We start from the raw sequence: 17,099 nt of genomic DNA, 5'->3' as shown, positions 1-17,099 counted from the left end.
GTCGACACGCTCCGAAAAACTATTTCTAAACGGAAATCCGATATGTTCTTGCAGCCGTGCCGTGAAACAGCGCATCTTTCTCTGCGGCCGTTGCCGAACGTACAATATGTTTAAAGGCGTTCCAGAGCGGGACAAAACCAGAGGACCGACCATCAATCGGATAGTCGCTTGCCATCATGCTGCGGTTCACCCCAAAAATCTCGATCGCCGTCATTACGTACGGCGCCCATACAGACGCAAGGTCCTCGTAACCTACCGGATCCGCTCGCCCGTCGAAGCCAAATCCCCAGAACGGTAGGCCGAAACCCCCAATCTTGCATACCACGTTTGGACGCACCGCAATCTTTTGCATCGCATCGCGCCACTCCTGGAATACGCGTTTGCGGCCGTCGGCATCCAACTCCATCCCCACTGCTAGCCCGCAATGGTCGATAATGATGGTAGTATCTGGGAAAGCATCGGCAAGGTCTGCGAGCTCCGGCAACTGATGGTGAAAAAGTCCGGCATCGAAGCTGAGACCGCGGCTCGCGAGATGTCGAAAACCCGCCCGGAAATCGCTGTCAAGTAGCAACCCACGCGGCGGCCTACTCGGCATAAAACGATATGGCGCTTCATTCGGATGATGGTTCGCGCCCTGCCGAATTCCCCGAAATCGATCAGGTGCGATTTGGAGTGCGCGATCAAGATAGTCGCCGATCTGCGCCCCGATTCGCAGGTCGGCATACCCCACGATACCCGCGCAGATGCGGTGGTTTCCGAACACGCCGCTTGCCCCCATGGCGCCGGCCCCATTGGCAAATTCGATTTCCCCCAACGGACGGAACACTTCAGGGCCATCCGGTCGTACAAACGAGTTGGCCTCAACATAGACCGATGCAACTATGTTATGGCCAGCGCGAACATCCGCTAGATAGTCGTCGAATAAGTACCGGATCGCCGGGCGCATGAACAGATGATGGTGCGCGTCGATGATCGGAATTTCCGGATCCAAGATCGTCTCGTCGCGCCCCGCATGCAGTTGCTTAAACATCAACCCTCCCTTGCCCGGCTGGTGTCGCCGTCACATAGATTCGCTCGCGGCCAATTTTCGCGCCGAAATCGCACACTATAGGGTAGCCGCGCAATCCACTGTTCCCTTTCAGCCGCAATTGTTCAGCCCTACCTCAGTAATGGTCGCCCTTCTTCGCCGGAACGAATGGGTGAAATTGCGAGGGCTCGCCATTCACGGTCGTACCACCATGATGCAGCGCGGGCGTCGCTCGCAGGAATGGGATAGGGAACGGAAGCTGCGGTTCCGTCAGCGCATCCAACGTGGCCGTCTGCTCGGCGGTAAGATTGACCTCGAGCGCTTGCAGGTTATCCTCCAACTGATCAACCGTGTCCGCACCTAGAACGGTGACCGACACACCCGGCCGCGCTCTGACCCATGCGAGCGCCACGCGAGCAACGGTCGTGTTCAGTTCTGCCGCGATTCCAGTCAACGCATCGACTATGTTGTACGTCTTGTCGTTCAGTAACCCCGCCAGCCACGCACGCGGTGGCGTGACCGTGCCAGCATTCTTCCGCGTGTACTTTCCGCTAAGCAGACCTCCCTTCAGCGGAGCCCAGCACGCCACGCCGACCCCTAGCTCGCGCGCCATCGGAATCAGTTCGCCTTCAACCGTGCGCTCAAGCAGGGAATACTCGATTTGCGTGCCGATAAACGGCGACCAGCCGCGCAACTGCGCGATCACTTGCGCCTGAGAGATCTTCCACGCAGGTGTATCGGAGACGCCGATGTAGCGGACCTTGCCCGACTGAACGAGGGTGTGCAACGCGGACATCGTCTCCTCGATCGGCGTGTGCTTATCCCAGTTGTGCAGCCAGTAAAGATCGATATAGTCGGTCTGCAGGCGCCGCAGCGATTGCTCGCAGGCGGCGATGATCGATTTGCGGCTGGAGCCGCCGCCGTTGGGATCGCCCGGATACAGGTTGGTGCTGAACTTGGTGGCGATGACGAGCCGGTCGCGCTGTTCGCGATTGTGGGTGAGATGGTCGCCAATGATCTTCTCGGAGTGGCCTTTGTTATAGCCATTGGCCGTGTCGATGAAGTTGCCGCCAAGCTCTAAGTAGCGGTCGATGACAGCTTGGGACTCCTTGATGCTGGAGCCCCAACCCATGTCTGCGCCGAAGGTCATGCCACCAAGGCAAAACGGACTCACCCGCAACCCTGAACGGCCAAGGGTAACGTAATGATCGAGAGGCATTTTTATCTCCTGTACCTGATTGGAATGACTGTCATTGGTAGCTTTTTGGGGTGTCGGCCAGGCGCGCGAAAGCGCCGCTGCCGGCCGCCCCATGAATCGGCAACGCGTGCAGCAAGTTCAACTGGCACCCGGCAAAGGCAAAACCTCCGCTCGTGGAGTAAGGACCTCACGGACGCACGCCAAAGAATGGACTCGGGCACTATGGTCTAGCCACGCAAACGACACGCTACGTATCGAAACTGTACACCGCACCGGGCGACGAGACAAGCGCGGGACTGGTAAATCTCAGTGGAATTGGGGTTCGGATCTGATACAACCTCCCATGTAAATGTTGTGCCATCACCGGGCCTTCGACTCGCTACAGTTCATGCGTCATCGAGCTTAAACGCCGATACTGCTCCATTCAGGTGCCGCGCCTGCTCTTCGAGCGACTGCGCCGCTGCGGCTGCCTGCTCAACCAGCGCCGCATTCTGCTGCGTGACCTCATCCATATGATTAACCGCCTGGTTGACTTGCTCGATGCCTCGGCTCTGCTCTTCCGACGCCGCTGCGATTTCGCTCACGATATCGCTCACCTGCTTGATCGCCAGCTTCACTTCTTCCATCTTCGTGCCGACGTGATTTGCTTGCTTCGCCCCGTCGCTCACCATCGAAACCGACGACTCGATCAGATCCTTGATTTCCTTCGCCGCCGCAGCTGAGCGTTGTGCCAGGTTGCGAACCTCGCTGGCTACCACCGCAAAGCCGCGGCCCTGTTCGCCGGCTCGCGCGGCCTCCACGGCGGCATTCAGAGCAAGAATGTTCGTCTGGAAAGCAATACCTTCTATCACGCCCGTGATTTCCGAGATCTTCGTCGAGCTGTCGCTGATTCTTTCAATCGCGCCGATCATGCCCAGCACGGCCTCATTGCCCGCATCGGCGGCGTCGGTTGCTCGCGTCGCCAACGCATTGGCATGCACTGCGCTATCAGTGTTCTGACGCACTGTTTCGGTCAGTTGCGTCATGCTCGCTGCCGTTTCCTCCAGCGACGCCGCCTGCTGCTCGGTGCGCCGCGACAGGTCCGAGTTGCCGGCGGCAATCTCCTCCGTGGCGCTCGCGATTGAATCAGCCGATGTCTTGATATCGCCGATGGTCCCCGTAAGCTGCTGCTGCATCCGCGCCATCGCATAAAGAATGCTTTCGCGGTCACCAGGCCGGGTGAGGACTTGCATCGCAAGATCGCCCTCGGCGATACGACTAGCGATGTCCGCCGCATCCGCCGGCTCGCCACCTAACTGACGCACCAGCCCACGTGTGACCACCGCGACCGCGAGTGTCATCAGCAGGCCCACCGCTAACATCAGCACGAGCGATTTGACCAACGACGCGTGAAATGCCTTATCAATGTCATCGATATAAGCGCCTGTTACCAGACACCAGTCCCAAGGCTGGTAATAGACCACATAGCCTTTCTTGGCCACTGGAGTATCGCTACCCGGTCTTGGATACTGATAATCGACAAATCCACTATCGCCAGTTTTACCCGCGCGAGAGAACTCGTCGAACAGGAGTTTTGCCCCCGGAACGGTGGCCCTCGACATGTCCTTGCCATCCAATTCAGGCTTAATGGGGTGCATCACCATTACGGAATTCGAATGATTGACAGTGAAATACCCGTCCGCGCCGTAGCGGATCCCCTTCAACCGCGCCAGCGCCTTCGCACGCGCGTCGTCAGCAGCCAACTTGCCCTCGTGAGCCAGGTCACCGTACTCCTTGACCAAGCTAAATGCGGCTTCGCTGACGTGCTTTAAATCGCGCTGACGCTCCTCCATCCGCGCACTGCGCGTTTCAAACGTCCCCCAAAGGGTAATAGCTAACAGACAAAGCCAACTCAGGACGAGCGGAATCCATAGCTTTTGGCGAAACGTGAGTCGATTCATTGATTTTTACTCTTATCATGTGTTGAATTGGACGCAGTGCGCAGGCATTCCAAGCGTGATGCGCTAAAGATATCGGCTCGTGACCGGAGGCCGATTATTAAGATGCGTGGAACGAACGGGATGCATGGGCCGATGTTCGCGACAGGCAAACTGGGGCACGCAGCATTTCAGCCGGTCAACCGCTTCAACCGATTCTGTCTTCCACTCGGCCCAGAGAACGTTTGCGCGGTTCGTTAGCTTGGTCGAAACGGGTAGCGGCTGCGCTCCAACGGGACCCGATAAAAGCTCAACGCCCCCAACAGAGGGGGCCACTTTATTCGTGCCTGCGCCAGCATAGCTACGCCACGAGTAACGCTTTGATCGAGAGGCTTGCTGTCTTCGGTCTGGATACGAACAACTGTTCATTGGTAGTTTTTTTGACCATAGTCATCAAACAGTGCCCTCGGAGAGCACCATACAAGCCAAATTGATCAGCCCTCCCTTCGCGGGGGATCAATGGTACGGCCCGACTCCATCCAACCGTACTCCCCGAGTTGGAACGAACTAATACGATACGTATCGATACTTTACGAGTATGGCCGGTACGACGCAAGATGCGCGCGCGAGATACGCTACTACCGTATCTTTGCAGTGACATGACAGGCTTTCAGACCATCCCTCCGGCTCAGCACAATCGTCGCCGCGGCGACTCGCCACCCTGTCGCCAGGGATGCCGAGGATCGATGATCCACTCCTCGTCGATTGATCAGGATCGCCCGATGCGCGCCGATCTTCAGCGCCGGCGCAGCGTTTCCTGCGCCCGCGCCACCCCTCCGACACCGCGATCGCCTCCGTCGCAACACCGGCTTTCTCCAGACGAACTGCTTCTTCCACTGCGGTTTCTGATGCGTGCGTCGATGGTCGGCTACCGAGAGACGGACGCTGCACTATATAGAACCGTAACGGTGACGCCGCCAGCCTTGCGCATTGACAGCATGCCCTAGCAAGTGATAACCCACACGATACGTGTCGTATTATTATGCAATGTACCGCTGATGTCAGGCGTCGGTTTCATTGCCGAGAATCGGAAAAGCCGACTCGCGTCCGACAGAAGCAAGGAGAATTCCGATGTATGTGTGTGAGCGACTGAGCGGTTTCGGAGCCAGCATGCAAACTTGCGCCCTGTCGCCGGAGGTAATTCACCACGCCAAGCGTGCAGTCCTCGATTGGTATGGCGCGCTGATTTCTGGTGCGGTTTGTGAGCCGCCCATACTGTTGGAACAGGCGCTAGCGGAGGATCTGGATCGCGGTGCTGCGCGTCTGGCACTGGGTCGAGCGGCAACCGTGCGTGCCGCGGCGCTGATAAACGGCACGGCGGCGCACACAACCGAGGTGGACGACATCTATCGCAAGGCGATCTACCATCCCGGCGCGCCAACGATCGCAGCTGCGCTTGCGCTGGCGCATGCGCAGCGGAGCAGCGGCGAGGCCATGCTGCGAGCTGTCGTCGCTGGATATGAGATTTCCACACGTATTGGGACGGCTCTCGGTCGTAATCACTACCGCTACTGGCACAATACTGGCACTGTAGGAACCTTTGGCGCTACCGCGGCGGCGGCCTCATTGCTGGGGTTACAGCAACGACCGTTTGCGTATGCACTTGCGACTTGCGCAACTTTTGCAGCCGGTCTGCAACAGGCGTTCCGGATGGACTCCATGTCAAAGCCGCTGCATGCCGGCCGTGCTGCCGAAAGTGGTTTGCTGGCGGCCCAATTGGCCGCGCGCGGCGTCACTGGCTCACTTGATATCCTGGAAGGCGCCGCCGGTCTCGGAAAAGCCATGAGCGGCTCGCCCGACTGGGCGGCGGTGTTGAAGGATGTCGGCCTGACCTACAATATCGAGTCGATGACGTTCAAAAACCACGCCTGCTGCGGCCATACGTTTGCCGCGATTGATGGTGCACTACACTTGCAGCATTCCCAAAGCGTTCACTGGGAAGACATCGAGGATATCCACATCGAGACCTACCGGCCGGCACTGGACGTGGCGGGGAACTTCAACCCGACAACGGCAGCCGAGGCCCGGTTTAGCATCCCCTTCGTTGTCGCAACTGCCTTGCGCTATGGCAGTGTGCGCCTCCCTGCCTTTACACCGGAGCGCCTGCACGACCCGGAATTACGTCGCTTGATCGAAAGAATCCGACTCTCCGTGCACCCGGAACTGGACGCATCCTTCCCAGATCAGCGTGCGGCGCTGGTGCGGCTGACAATGCGTAACGGTGCGATGTGGGAGTGGCTGCAGCGCACGCGCCGCGGAGATCCGGACGCGCCCCTCAGCGATGAAGAATTAAGCAATAAGTTCGAAGAGCTAGTCGGCCCTGTGCTCGGTGTCGCGCGTTGCCAAAAATTGCGGGAACGATTGTGGCTGATGGACGGATTGAGCGACGTCTCAGCCTTGAATATATGAGGAGCAGGCCCACAGTTGATAACCCTCAAGTGTATCCGTTGCCGCTCGGATTTCCCAAATCCGCGTAGTGGGTTCGCGCCGCCACGCCGACGCTCGCCAACAGCAGCGCGATCAACAGGAGCAAATCCGCTGCCAAGATTTACGTGCGCGCTAGCGATGTTCCGGCGATTCGTCGTTGCGCGACTTCAGAATCTTTGCGCAATTCCGACATTCACACCAACAGTCGTGCCAGCTATAAAATCGAATAGTGTCTGCTGGTCTGCTGTCTTGCGAATTAAACCGGTGACTCATGAGGCCTTGGTTGTGCATCACACCAACTTTGGCATAGAGACATTGGGTTTGGACGCGAAGTGATTTCCACCGAACGGAAGCAGTCGGCATTCCGTAGTTGACGAAGGCACCACCAAAAATCAAAGAACCCCAGAAGTCACCGGAATTGCCAATACGAATACGATTCGTATCGTATTTATAGGTCAGAGCAGCGAGCAATCGAAACCGGCAGAAGTCCCGCCGCTAAATGGTCTGGTCCTTCGCCATTTCGTTGAGTAGCGCTTTGACTTGACGCAAGTCGCTGGTGTCGAGCCCTTCCGTGAACAAACTATAGATCGCGCTCAATTTCTGCTCCGCTTCTGCCGTCTTCCCCTGTGCTCGCCGTAGGCGCGCGAGGCTAAGTGTTGCGCGCAGCTCCAGTGACCTTGCGCCCTGATCGTTAGCGATCGAAATTGCCTCCTCAAAGCATGTTTCCGCTTGCTGCTGTTCTGCCGGCTCGCTCGTCTGGCCGCCCGGATGATCAAGAGTCAGCGCTCCCCTGAGCCGATGCAGTTCCGCTTGGTGATAGCGCTCCCCGGTTTTCTCGACCATGGACAGCGCGTCTGTTACCGCACTGAGTCCGGCCTGCGGTTGCCCGCTGCATCCGTAAGCCTCTGCTAGCAGAGCCAGCATATACGAGCGCGATAGCTCGGCGCCCGTAGCGCGGTAGGCAACGAGTCCCTCGGTCATCTGCGAGATCCCTTCATCGGTACTTCCCTGTACTGCTAACGCCCACCCACGCAAGATCTCTCCCCACGCGAGGTATTGGGGAAACCCTTGCTCTGTGGAAAGCGTAATGGCGGCCTCTGCGTAATCCTGAGTCAGTTTCGCTTCCTGCCGAAACTGACTTAACATGCCTGCAGCGACAAGCGTGAATGCGAGGCTGAAGGGGTGCGACAGCTTGTGTGCAAGGGTTAACGCCTGCTGGCCACGCTCGGCGGCCTGATCGGGATAGCCTAGATACCATAGGGTCCACGCCGAAAGGCTCAGCACACGTATACCCGGATCCAAGCCATAAATGAACGCATGAGCATGATGTCGTTGCGGATCATACAAGGCGACAAGCTTTTCTTGGTGGTCAAGGGCGGCCTCAAAGTCACCCTGAAAGAACGGGGTCGCACCAAGGGCGCTGTGCGCCTCGACCAGTAAGTCCGTGTTCCCAGCGTTGCGGGCAACGCGGAGCACCCGCTCTCCCAGTTCTCGTGCGGTTGCGTATTGTGCGCGCAATGCATAATGCGTCCGCAGCCCTAGTTGCACGGGGGCGAGCTGCGAATTTTCGCCAATCTGTTCGCACAACTCCAGCGCACGCGTATAGGTCGCTTCGACTTCCGGCGAAGCATACCCTCGGGCCGCCATCAACGCCGGACCGAGCGAGAGCTGCAGCTTCAGTTCCTGACGGACGCGCTCGGTCGTGTCGGGCGTTCGTTCAAGCAGCCCGAGGGCCGTACTGAAGTGCCCGATCGCTTCGAGACTGGCCGACCGCTGAACGGCCTGCTGCCCCGCGCGATGCAGATACTCCACGGCTTTTTGCGCATTGCTGCTGAGGCTGTAATGGTGCGCCAGCTCGCTGCAAAACTCGTTGAGCCGCCCGGGATAGAGTGTCTCAATGGCCTGCGCCGTGCGTTCATGCAGCACAGTGCGTTGTTCCGAGAGCAATGAGTTGCCGGCGACCTCCTGGGTCAGCGCGTGCTTGAAGGTGTATTCGACTTCGGGGAAGGCCGGCCGCTCGTAGATGAATTCCGCCGCCTCCAGGCGGGACAGCAGGCGGCGCAATTCGTCTTCCGGTTGCGCGACGACCTCCCGGATCAAGCTCCATGGAAAATCTTTGCCGACAATAGCCAGATTCTGCAGCAACGTCTTCTCGGCGACGGGTAGCCGATCCATCCGAGCGGCGAGGACGCCCTGCACGGTAGTCGGGATCTGCAGCGCGGCTGGTGTCTTCACGATGCGGTAATGCCCGGGCGCGCCGAGCAGCGCGCCCTCCTCGGCAAGGGTCTGGACGACCTCCTCCATGAAGAAGGGGTTGCCCTCGGTCTTCTCCAGGATGCGCTGCCTGAGAGGTATAAGGCCGGACTCATCGCCCAACAGAGCGCTCAGCAGGTCTTGTGCTTCGGCCGGTCCAAGAGCATCGAGCCTCACTTGCGTGTAATTGTCTTTGTGGCCCCAGCCGGGCCAATACTCTGGCCGAAAGTTCAAAAGCAGGAGGATCCGGGAGCTCGCCACGCGGTCGACGAGAAAGGCAAGAAACGCCTCAGTCTCGCTATCCAGCCATTGCAAATCCTCGAACAGCAGTTCAACCGGCTGGTTCAGACTCTCGCGCACCAGTAAGCGCTTGATCGCTTCGAATGTGCGGTCGCGCCGAATTCGGGCGTCCATGTTCTCGATGCCGGAACCGGCCTCACTGACGCCCAGCAGATAAAGCAGGTAAGGCAAAAGATCTTCAAGGCTGCGCTCGAGGGTCAGAACACGGCCCGTGACCTTCTCGCGACACCGCCGCTCATCGTCCTGAGCGGTGATCTGGAAATAGTTTCTCAAGAGCTCGATCAGCGGTAAGTAGGCAAACGCTTTGCCGTGTGAGACCGAGAACGTCTCCAGTACGAGGCAGCCGCACTGCGAGCGCTCCTTGAACTCATGGAACAGGCGCGATTTGCCGATCCCAGCCTCGCCTACGACACCGACGATTTGCGCCTGCCCAGCCGAGGCCTGCCTCAGGGCGCCGCGCAACCGCTCCAACTCCGCCTCGCGGCCCACGAACCGGGACAGGCCGCGATGCGCCGCCACTTGCAGGCGCGTTCGCAGCACACCCAGACCGAGCACTTCGTAGACCTCCAGCGGCTCGGGAATACCTTTGATTTGTGTGGCGCCCAAGGCCTTGAACTCGACGTATCCCTCGGCCAGCTTACGGGTGGATTCACTGACGAGGATGGATGAGAGCGCGGCAATCGTCTGCATCCGGGAAGCGATATGAATCGTGTGGCCGACTGGGTCATAGTCCGCACGCAGGTCATCCTTGCGGATCGAGCGCACTACCACCTCGCCCGTGTGGATGCCCACGCGGATTTGCAGCGGGATACCTTCCTGCAGTCGGATTCGGTCAGCGTGGCGCCGCATCGCATCCTGCATGCGCAGTGCCGCGTACAGGGCTCGTCTGGGATGGTCTTCGTGCGCAATAGGTGCACCAAAAAGTGCCAAAATTCCGTCGCCCAGGGACTTCGCCACAAACCCTTCGTAATGATGCACGGCCTCCATCATCAGCGCGATGACGGGTGTGATCAGACGATGGGCATCTTCCGGATCCCGGTCATGGATCAATGCGGTTGATCCGGCCATGTCCGCAAAGAGCGCAGTGATCGTTTTGCGCTCACCGGCCGTTCGCTGCTGGGTGTCAATTGCAGCCTGCTGGGCCAGAATGCGCTCGGCCAGATGGGCTGGAGTGTAATGAATCGGGGCGACGGAAGATGCCCCCGGCACTTGGCGCACGGGCGCGCCGCACACGCTGCAGAAACGCGCGGTCGCACTCAATTCATGGCCACAGCTCGCGCAGACTCCTACAATCCTGGCTCCGCACCGTTCGCAAAAATTGGCCCCATCCGGATTATCGCAACCACAATCCGCGCAACGCATATCGATTCTCGACTTCCTCGACTCCTCTTGGATTAGACGCCGAATCGGGATCCGTATCAAGGCAGCTCGCCGGCGCTTAGTGATATCCGGCCCCAGATTTTTTCGCGCTTGGTTAGCAGCGTTAAAGCAGAGGATTTTTCAGCAAAGGCGAATCCCCGCCTGCAACATGCAATGCGACCAGCGCATACAAAATAGCTGCTATGCAGGCGGCACGCTGAGCGTCGCGCTGATTCTGGAGAGCAACATATTGCTGGGCACCGGCCGCGATCTCCTGTGAGAGCGGATGGAATCCTGATGTTTGGACTCGCGATTACGGTTACGCGCCGTCAGGAGCGTGATCGGTCCGCCGTTCGGGCAATGTCCGTCGGGGGATGCCGTCTCTTGCGGCTGCGAAAGTCATGAAGAGGTGCTGAAAATTGCCATTAGTTCCTGTACGTCGTCGGCCAAGTCTTCTTCGAATGTCGTGTCTTCGCCTTCATTGAGAATCATGATTTCGACCTGCTTGGCCTCGCACACGGCAAACACCCACTCAGCGCCGAAGCGCGGCAGTCGGTCTTTGCGGGTAATGACCAGCCGTCCGACATGGCTGGCCAGTATGTCGCGCAACAGACGATTCAAGCCCGGCTTGTGGCAGTTCATACCCGACCCAATGTCGGATAACAATTCGAATGACCAACCCTGTTCTTTACAATATTGTTCGAGCCGCTCTTTTTGGCGCCCCAGGCCGCCCGCCTGATCTTGCGACGCCACACGGGCACAAGCAACCGTGCGGCGCTCGTTGGTCACCGGTAGCCAGTAATGCAGCGGGCTCTTCCGGGACTCGCTAAAAGCATACGGCATGCGTTCCTCAATGAGCCGGCGTGGCGACTGTTGGGAATGCGCCGACCGACAGCCTATGGGGTTCGCTGAAAGTCGCACGCCTGCATGGTCGGTACTTCGCGACGCGGCGCCCAATGGATGAAATCGTCGACTGGCTTGGCTTTTATAATTCGCGCCGGCTACACTCGACGCTCGACTACGTCAGCCCCATGACGTTCGAGAAAAACTTGGTTCGCCGCTCAGCAGGGGCGAGCCGCATAAAGCTCTCAGCTATGGGATTCGCGAAACAGGGGCAAGATCAGTCCCTTGTGTACAGCTGGTCTATTGGTCAAAGTGCAAAACGCATTTTACGCTTGGCCATTCGGAACGATATGGGTCCCGCTTATGCGGTCGATAACCAGTGCGGCTGTGTCCACCCCCGCGCCCCCTCCCATCTCATTGATGCAGAGCTGGTAGAGTTCCTGCGTTAGGCTGCCGAAGAGCATCGGCACGCCGGAGTCACTGGCAAGCTTGCAGGCTAGTTTCACGTCCTTGTGCATCAACGCAAGCGAGAACGGCACGTCCAGTTTCCCCTTGGCGATGCGGTCCCCGAGGACCGTCTCAATGTAGGCGTTGCGCGCCCCTCCGCGCCTCAAGATATCGGACGAGACCTTCGGGTCGATGCCGTTCTTGGCTGCCAGCGCGACAGCCTCCAGCGTAAGCAGGCGCTGCGCCCCACTGATGACGTTGGTGACCAGCTTGATTACATGACCGGTACCGACATCCCCCGCGTGGAAGACATTCGGGCTGATTGCGGTCAGCACTGGTTTGACGCGTTCCCACTCTTGCGGCCCGGCTCCCACCATAATGGCAATCGTGCCTGCCGTCGCCCCAGGGGCCCCGCCACTGACAGGCGCATCGATCAGCGCGATTTGTCGGCTCGCCAGCTCGCTAGCCATCGCTCGGGTTTCTGTCGGATCGCCCGATGTCTGGTCTATGATGAGGGTGCCCGGCCTTACACCTTCTGCCAGCCCACCTCGGCCAAAAATCACTGTACGCACATGCGCGGAGGTCGGGAGGCACAACAGGATCACATTGCATGCGGCAGCGAGTTCTGGCAGTGCGCCGCACGCTTCGGCGCCGGCTTCGACGAGCCCCGCGACAGCGTCCGCGTTCATATCGTAGACCCGCAGCGGGTGCGTCAGCTGCAGACGGCGTGCCAGTGCGCCGCCCATGTTCCCGAGGCCCACGTAACCGATACGGGTAGATTGATTCGTCATTTGAATTCCTCCACATAGTAAATTCGCAGACCGTCGCACTGGCCATACCAAATCGCTGGCTATTGAATGTCAATGCCGGCGGTTTCCTTAAGACTGCGCGCGCTACTTATGCATATGAGCCCGGCTACAACTACGATCATTGACACGCCCCACGTCGCTCGCGCTTGGCTGTACAGCAAGGTAGCCAGCAGGGGCGTCAATCCTCCTCCGACTGCAGCACCGATCGTGTAGGAGCTCGATGACGCGCTGTACCGGTGATCGGTTCGGAATGATTCGACCATAAGTGAGTTCATGGGACCGGCTATCGTGCCCGAGAATAGTCCGGCGACCCCCATCGCAGTCCAAATGGCGTGCGCTTGCCCGATATCAAGGAGCCTGAAGAGAGGAAACGCAAAGAGAATGTGGCCCAAGGATCCGAGTGTGATCAACGTTCTGCGACCGAACTTATCTGAAAGATACCCGCTGAGGGCTGCCATCGCGCCGAATCCCGATACAGCGATGACCATCCCCGTCAGGCCAAGGTCAGTGGCGCGCCCGTTCAAGCTGAGGTACCCCATCACCCAGGTTAGCGAGACATAGGTCAATGCGTTGTAACCCATACAAAGTCCCATGACCTGGAACAGTTGCCGCCGGTGACGCAGCATCTCGAAAAGAGGGCTCTTCTTCCGCTCACGGGCTTCCTCCACGCCCACCGCTTCCTCGAAGGCGACCGATTCCTGCATGTGGCGCCGGATCCATGCACCGATCCCAATGAGGACGACTGCGAACAAAAACGGGATGCGCCATCCCCAAGACAGAAATTCGTCCCGAGGCATCGCGGCGAACAGGAGAATGGCGAAGTTGGCGAGCAAAACCCCCGCCGACGAGGACGCCGTCACCAGCGAGGTATAAAGGCCACGCTTGGCGGTCGGTGCAGACTCGTTCACTATAAGAAACGCGCCGGAGGTCTCCCCTCCCACCGCGACGCCCTGCACAAGCCGCAGCCCCACCAGTGCAAACGGCGCCCATAGTCCCGCAGTGGCATATGTGGGCAGGACACCAATCATCGCTGTCGCGATGCCGGCCACGATCAACGTGACCATCAGCACGATCTTGCGCCCGTAAATGTCGCCGAAATGGCCCGCAAGTATGCCGCCAACAGGTCGAGCGCAAAATCCGATAGCAAAGGTGGAGAGTCCGGCGAACAGCGCTGCGGTAGGTCCCAGATTCGAGAAGAAAAGTGTGCCCAGCGCGATCGCGGCCATCGAGCCATACAGGGCGAAGTCGTATTGCTCCAGGAGATTTCCGACCACGGCGCCGAAAATCGTGCGCCGAAGTCGAGCGCCCGTCGACGCGCTTGGTTCGCTGCCCGGCCACGAAGCGGCCTGGCCCCGTGACTCGTTCCCAACGGACGAACTGATATTCTGTGTCATCGGTAAAACCCCCATCAGCGTCGAAAACTGCGGCGGGCCCGTACCGCAAGCGCAGGAATCCGGAACGGCACGAGTTTCTGACTAGAAATATGGGTAGCAAGCTTCCAGAGCATTGCTAAACGAAATGTTTGCCCGCACTTTGTACGATTCACGTCAGCCGCTCAAGGTCGGGGCGACCGGCTAGCGTGCATTAGCTCGATCTAGTTGCGGCGTCCGCCGTCTTCGGTGGATATAAGCCAGGCTCTTGGCCACTCTTGGGGCGATCTGCAGAGATCATGTAGCCGGTCGCGCAGCATTGATCGCCTTCGCTAACAAAGAACGCCGCCAGGCGGCTTGTCTCCTATATATCGTCATCCTTTTCTTTCATAGATTCCTGCATGCAGCATTACCGAAGACTGAGCACCACGCACCTTACACGTTTACACGCCTGCGGTACGGCCGTATGATTGCACGCGTCGTTTGCAGTAGCATTCAAATGCACCTGTTCCACCTCAGGTTGAGATCCAGTCTGGGCGAAGCTCTCGTTGACGTCCAATTCTATTTTTCACTCAGGCAATAGGATACGCAAATGAAGAACGGAGCAAAACCTTGAAAATTCACGTCCTAGAGTACTTTGCAGTTCTGGCTGAGGAACTGCACTTCGGACGAGCGGCCTCCAGACTTTCGATTACGCAGCCGCCGCTTAGCACAGCCATAAAATCACTTGAGGAAGAGTTGGGTGTCATGCTCTTCCGACGAAACAAGCAGCAGGTGTTGTTGACCCCTGCCGGCGCCGCGTTCCTGGTGGAAGCGCGTGAGATTCTTGAGAGCGTGGCGCGGGCCAAGAACGTAGCGCGCTCGGTCGATAAGGGAACCAGGGGGCGTCTCGATATTGGATTCGCAGGCTCGCTCGTTTGTAGAGGCATCCTTGAAATCATCGAGAAGTTCAGGCAGGAAACGCCCGAGGTCGAACTTGTGCTCCATGAAATGAATTCCAGCGAGCAGTTCAATCGTCTGATCAGAGGTCGGCTGGAGGCAGGCTTCACCTACGGGGTAGCACCGCCGCCCAAATTGAAGTCCATTCCCCTGAAAGACGATACATATGCGCTGTGCCTTCCAGAGCACCATCCCAAGGCGAACGAATCCGTCATCGGCCTTCACGACCTTGCTGAAGAGTCTTTCTTGATGTTGGAGCGGGATGTGAATCCGGAAAATCACGACAATATAATCAGCATGTTCAGCCGTACAGGCATCTACCCGAGATTCTTGCAGTACACGCGCAACTGGATGACTTCATTGTTGATGGTATCGAAAGGCTACGGTATGGCGATCGTTGCTGCTTCGCTCGCGTGCACGAGAATAGATGGCGTTCGCATGGTCCCTCTTGCTGACCCATCGCTTCCTGTCCCAGCGATGCTTACCTGGAACCCACGTTTCGATACCCCGTCCCTCGACAGATTCCTCGCAAGTGCGGCACAAACGATCCAAAGACAAACGGATAAATCCGCGGGCCTTACGTAGTGCCGCTTTGGTCCGCGGTAGGCTGGAGATGCACTTGGCGCGTTCGAGTTGAAGCCGAAGCGTCAATGACGCCATCCCGGCACTTGCCGCCTATAGGGGGATGCGATAGATTCGCATGGCAGTACCGTGAAAGAGCGCGGCCTTTTCTTCCGCACTCGCCGAACGTACGATGTATTTCAGGGCATTCCAGAGCGGCACAAAGCCGCCCGAGCGGCCATCGACCGGATAGTTGCTTCCCATCATGCAGCGATCGGCACCGAATATTTCGATTGTTGTCAGAACGTACGGCGCCCAAGTTATCGAGAGTTCCTTGTATCCGATCGGGTCCGAGCGATTCTCGAAGCCAAATCCCCAAAACGGCAATCCCAATCCGCTTACCTTGCAGACCACGTTCGGCCGACGTGCAACTTCAAGCATTGCATTACGCCACTCGTCGAATGCGTTCGCGCGCGCAATCGCATCCATCTCCATCCCAACGGCCAGGCCGCAATGGTTGACGATGATAGTCGTTTCAGGGAATGCATCCGCGAGATCGGCGAGTTCCGGCAGTTGGTGATGGAAAACACCGGTATCGAAACTGAGACCGCGCGTCGCAAGATGCCGAAATCCCGCCCGAAACGCCGGATCAAGAAGCAGACCGCGCGGCGGCCGGTTCGGCATGTAGCGGTATGGCGCCTCGCTCGGGTGATGATTCGCCCCCTGACGAATACCGCGAAATCGCTCAGGCGCCAGTTGTAGCGCGCGGTCAAGGTAGACGCCGACTTCATCACCGAGGCGTAGATCCGCGCATCCCACAATGCCAGCACAGATTCGATGATGGCCAAAGACTCCGCTCGCGGCCATTGCACCAGCACCATTGGCGAATTCGATCTCGCCCAGAGATCGCATACTTTCGGGGCCACCCGGCCGCAGGAATGCGTTGGCCTCCACATAGACGGACGCGGCTATCCGATGACCAGCACGGACGTCCGCCAAGTAATCATCGAACAAATAACGGATCGCTGGACGGACAAAGAGGTGATGGTGAGCATCAATGATTGGAATATCTGGATCGATTATAGGTTCGTCCCGACCAACATGTAATTGACTAAACATAATCGCTGTTTTTTAGCATCCGATAGCAATCAATATGAGCGTGTTCGAATTCGCACTCTTTTCTCTCCGGCTCTACTGCCCAGGAAATTAATCAGTCTATAGAATCCAGCATGCGCGTGAGTTCATCCGGCATCAGCAGCATCGCGTCGTGCCCAGTGGGGATTTCAAGATACGACCATCCAGGAAGATTTCTCGCCAACTCCCGCGAAGACGCCGTGTTGGGATACAGCGGGCTAGAGCAAGCGATATAGGTTGCGGGCAGGCCGTTTGCAAGTGGGTGCTGTAAGAGCAGCTTGCCGAGGTAGGTTTGTAACGGGTGCGGCGTAAGTCGCTTTCGTACCCAAGCAGCCATGTCCGGATCGTTAATACCCAAAGCTGTCTGGCGTCAACTACAACCGCCGCCGACGACAACTAAAATTGCCGCCCTATGCTGCTACCGGGGCTGACGCCGTCGGCTTCGCGCCGGCAGCT

At 58.4% G+C, this 17,099-nt stretch carries 11 protein-coding genes and 1 pseudogene; 3 read left to right on the top strand and 9 right to left on the bottom strand.

Features of this window, described 5'->3' with window-relative positions; translation table 11 throughout:
- Nucleotides 1–25: 25 nt before the first annotated feature.
- The 3 genes from B0G57_RS29740 to B0G57_RS29730 all read right to left on the bottom strand — a co-directional run bounded on the left by B0G57_RS29740 (nucleotide 26) and on the right by B0G57_RS29730 (nucleotide 4,165).
- The gene (locus tag B0G57_RS29740; protein WP_018442790.1) at nucleotides 26–1,030 is read right to left on the bottom strand and encodes an amidohydrolase family protein; all 1,005 of its coding nucleotides are present in this window, start codon (nucleotides 1,028–1,030) and stop codon (nucleotides 26–28) included.
- 133 nt (nucleotides 1,031–1,163) lie between these two features.
- On the bottom strand, nucleotides 1,164–2,246 hold the full coding sequence (locus B0G57_RS29735) for an aldo/keto reductase (protein WP_026230060.1): 1,083 nt from the start codon (nucleotides 2,244–2,246) through the stop codon (nucleotides 1,164–1,166).
- 365 nt (nucleotides 2,247–2,611) lie between these two features.
- Entirely contained in the window at nucleotides 2,612–4,165 is a 1,554-nt protein-coding gene (locus B0G57_RS29730; protein ID WP_026230059.1) for a methyl-accepting chemotaxis protein, read from the bottom strand.
- A 1,107-nt stretch (nucleotides 4,166–5,272) separates the two neighbouring features.
- On the opposite strand from B0G57_RS29730, the gene B0G57_RS29725 reads away from it, so the two are divergent.
- The gene (locus B0G57_RS29725; protein ID WP_018442787.1) at nucleotides 5,273–6,610 is read left to right on the top strand and encodes an MmgE/PrpD family protein; all 1,338 of its coding nucleotides are present in this window, start codon (nucleotides 5,273–5,275) and stop codon (nucleotides 6,608–6,610) included.
- Nucleotides 6,611–7,123: 513 nt separating this feature from the next.
- Here the strand turns inward: B0G57_RS29725 and B0G57_RS29720 are convergent.
- Together B0G57_RS29720 and B0G57_RS29715 are read right to left on the bottom strand one after the other, a co-directional pair.
- On the bottom strand, nucleotides 7,124–10,543 hold the full coding sequence (locus B0G57_RS29720) for an adenylate/guanylate cyclase domain-containing protein (RefSeq protein ID WP_083925763.1): 3,420 nt from the start codon (nucleotides 10,541–10,543) through the stop codon (nucleotides 7,124–7,126).
- A 396-nt stretch (nucleotides 10,544–10,939) separates the two neighbouring features.
- Nucleotides 10,940–11,383, bottom strand: a complete 444-nt coding sequence (locus B0G57_RS29715) for an IS607 family transposase (protein ID WP_018442783.1) — start codon at nucleotides 11,381–11,383, stop codon at nucleotides 10,940–10,942.
- Between B0G57_RS29715 and B0G57_RS31490 the strand changes: the two are divergent.
- Nucleotides 11,343–11,623, top strand: a pseudogene (locus B0G57_RS31490) (integrase core domain-containing protein); the annotation flags it as partial. The gene B0G57_RS29715 and the pseudogene B0G57_RS31490 overlap by 41 nt on opposite strands.
- 86 nt (nucleotides 11,624–11,709) lie before the next feature.
- Here B0G57_RS31490 and B0G57_RS29705 read toward each other — a convergent pair.
- Nucleotides 11,710–12,621, bottom strand: coding sequence for an NAD(P)-dependent oxidoreductase (locus tag B0G57_RS29705; protein ID WP_018442782.1), 912 nt, complete (start codon nucleotides 12,619–12,621; stop codon nucleotides 11,710–11,712).
- A gap of 59 nt (nucleotides 12,622–12,680) precedes the next feature.
- A complete protein-coding gene (locus B0G57_RS29700; RefSeq protein ID WP_018442781.1) occupies nucleotides 12,681–14,033 on the bottom strand; it encodes an MFS transporter in 1,353 nt (450 codons plus the stop codon).
- A 588-nt stretch (nucleotides 14,034–14,621) separates the two neighbouring features.
- Between B0G57_RS29700 and B0G57_RS29695 the strand changes: the two genes are divergently transcribed.
- Nucleotides 14,622–15,533 carry a LysR family transcriptional regulator gene (locus B0G57_RS29695; RefSeq protein ID WP_018442780.1) on the top strand — a complete coding sequence of 304 codons (912 nt, stop codon included), beginning with the start codon at nucleotides 14,622–14,624 and terminating at the stop codon, nucleotides 15,531–15,533.
- A gap of 90 nt (nucleotides 15,534–15,623) precedes the next feature.
- Here B0G57_RS29695 and B0G57_RS29690 read toward each other — a convergent pair whose 3' ends face one another.
- Nucleotides 15,624–16,628: an amidohydrolase family protein gene (locus B0G57_RS29690; RefSeq protein ID WP_026230057.1), complete on the bottom strand. Its 1,005-nt coding sequence runs from the start codon at nucleotides 16,626–16,628 to the stop codon at nucleotides 15,624–15,626.
- A gap of 91 nt (nucleotides 16,629–16,719) precedes the next feature.
- The gene (locus B0G57_RS29685) at nucleotides 16,720–16,980 is read right to left on the bottom strand and encodes a hypothetical protein (protein WP_104489612.1); all 261 of its coding nucleotides are present in this window, start codon (nucleotides 16,978–16,980) and stop codon (nucleotides 16,720–16,722) included.
- Nucleotides 16,981–17,099: the final 119 nt, after the last annotated feature.

It is taken from the genome of Trinickia symbiotica (assembly GCF_002934455.1).
Lineage (GTDB): Bacteria > Pseudomonadota > Gammaproteobacteria > Burkholderiales > Burkholderiaceae > Trinickia > Trinickia symbiotica.
Note: the sequence above shows the minus strand (reverse complement) of the source record. Positions and strands in the feature narration are given on the sequence as shown.

Bases quoted from the DNA above. Each gene is read 5' to 3' on its own strand.
- B0G57_RS29740 (WP_018442790.1), bottom strand. From the start codon at position 1,030: ATGTTTAAGCAACTGCATGCGGGGCGCGACGAGACGATCTTGGATCCG.
- B0G57_RS29735 (WP_026230060.1), bottom strand. From the start codon at position 2,246: ATGCCTCTCGATCATTACGTTACCCTTGGCCGTTCAGGGTTGCGGGTG.
- B0G57_RS29730 (WP_026230059.1), bottom strand. From the start codon at position 4,165: ATGAATCGACTCACGTTTCGCCAAAAGCTATGGATTCCGCTCGTCCTG.
- B0G57_RS29725 (WP_018442787.1), top strand. From the start codon at position 5,273: ATGTATGTGTGTGAGCGACTGAGCGGTTTCGGAGCCAGCATGCAAACT.
- B0G57_RS29720 (WP_083925763.1), bottom strand. From the start codon at position 10,543: ATGCGTTGCGCGGATTGTGGTTGCGATAATCCGGATGGGGCCAATTTT.
- B0G57_RS29715 (WP_018442783.1), bottom strand. From the start codon at position 11,383: ATGCCGTATGCTTTTAGCGAGTCCCGGAAGAGCCCGCTGCATTACTGG.
- B0G57_RS29705 (WP_018442782.1), bottom strand. From the start codon at position 12,621: ATGACGAATCAATCTACCCGTATCGGTTACGTGGGCCTCGGGAACATG.
- B0G57_RS29700 (WP_018442781.1), bottom strand. From the start codon at position 14,033: ATGACACAGAATATCAGTTCGTCCGTTGGGAACGAGTCACGGGGCCAG.
- B0G57_RS29690 (WP_026230057.1), bottom strand. From the start codon at position 16,628: ATGTTTAGTCAATTACATGTTGGTCGGGACGAACCTATAATCGATCCA.
- B0G57_RS29685 (WP_104489612.1), bottom strand. From the start codon at position 16,980: ATGGCTGCTTGGGTACGAAAGCGACTTACGCCGCACCCGTTACAAACC.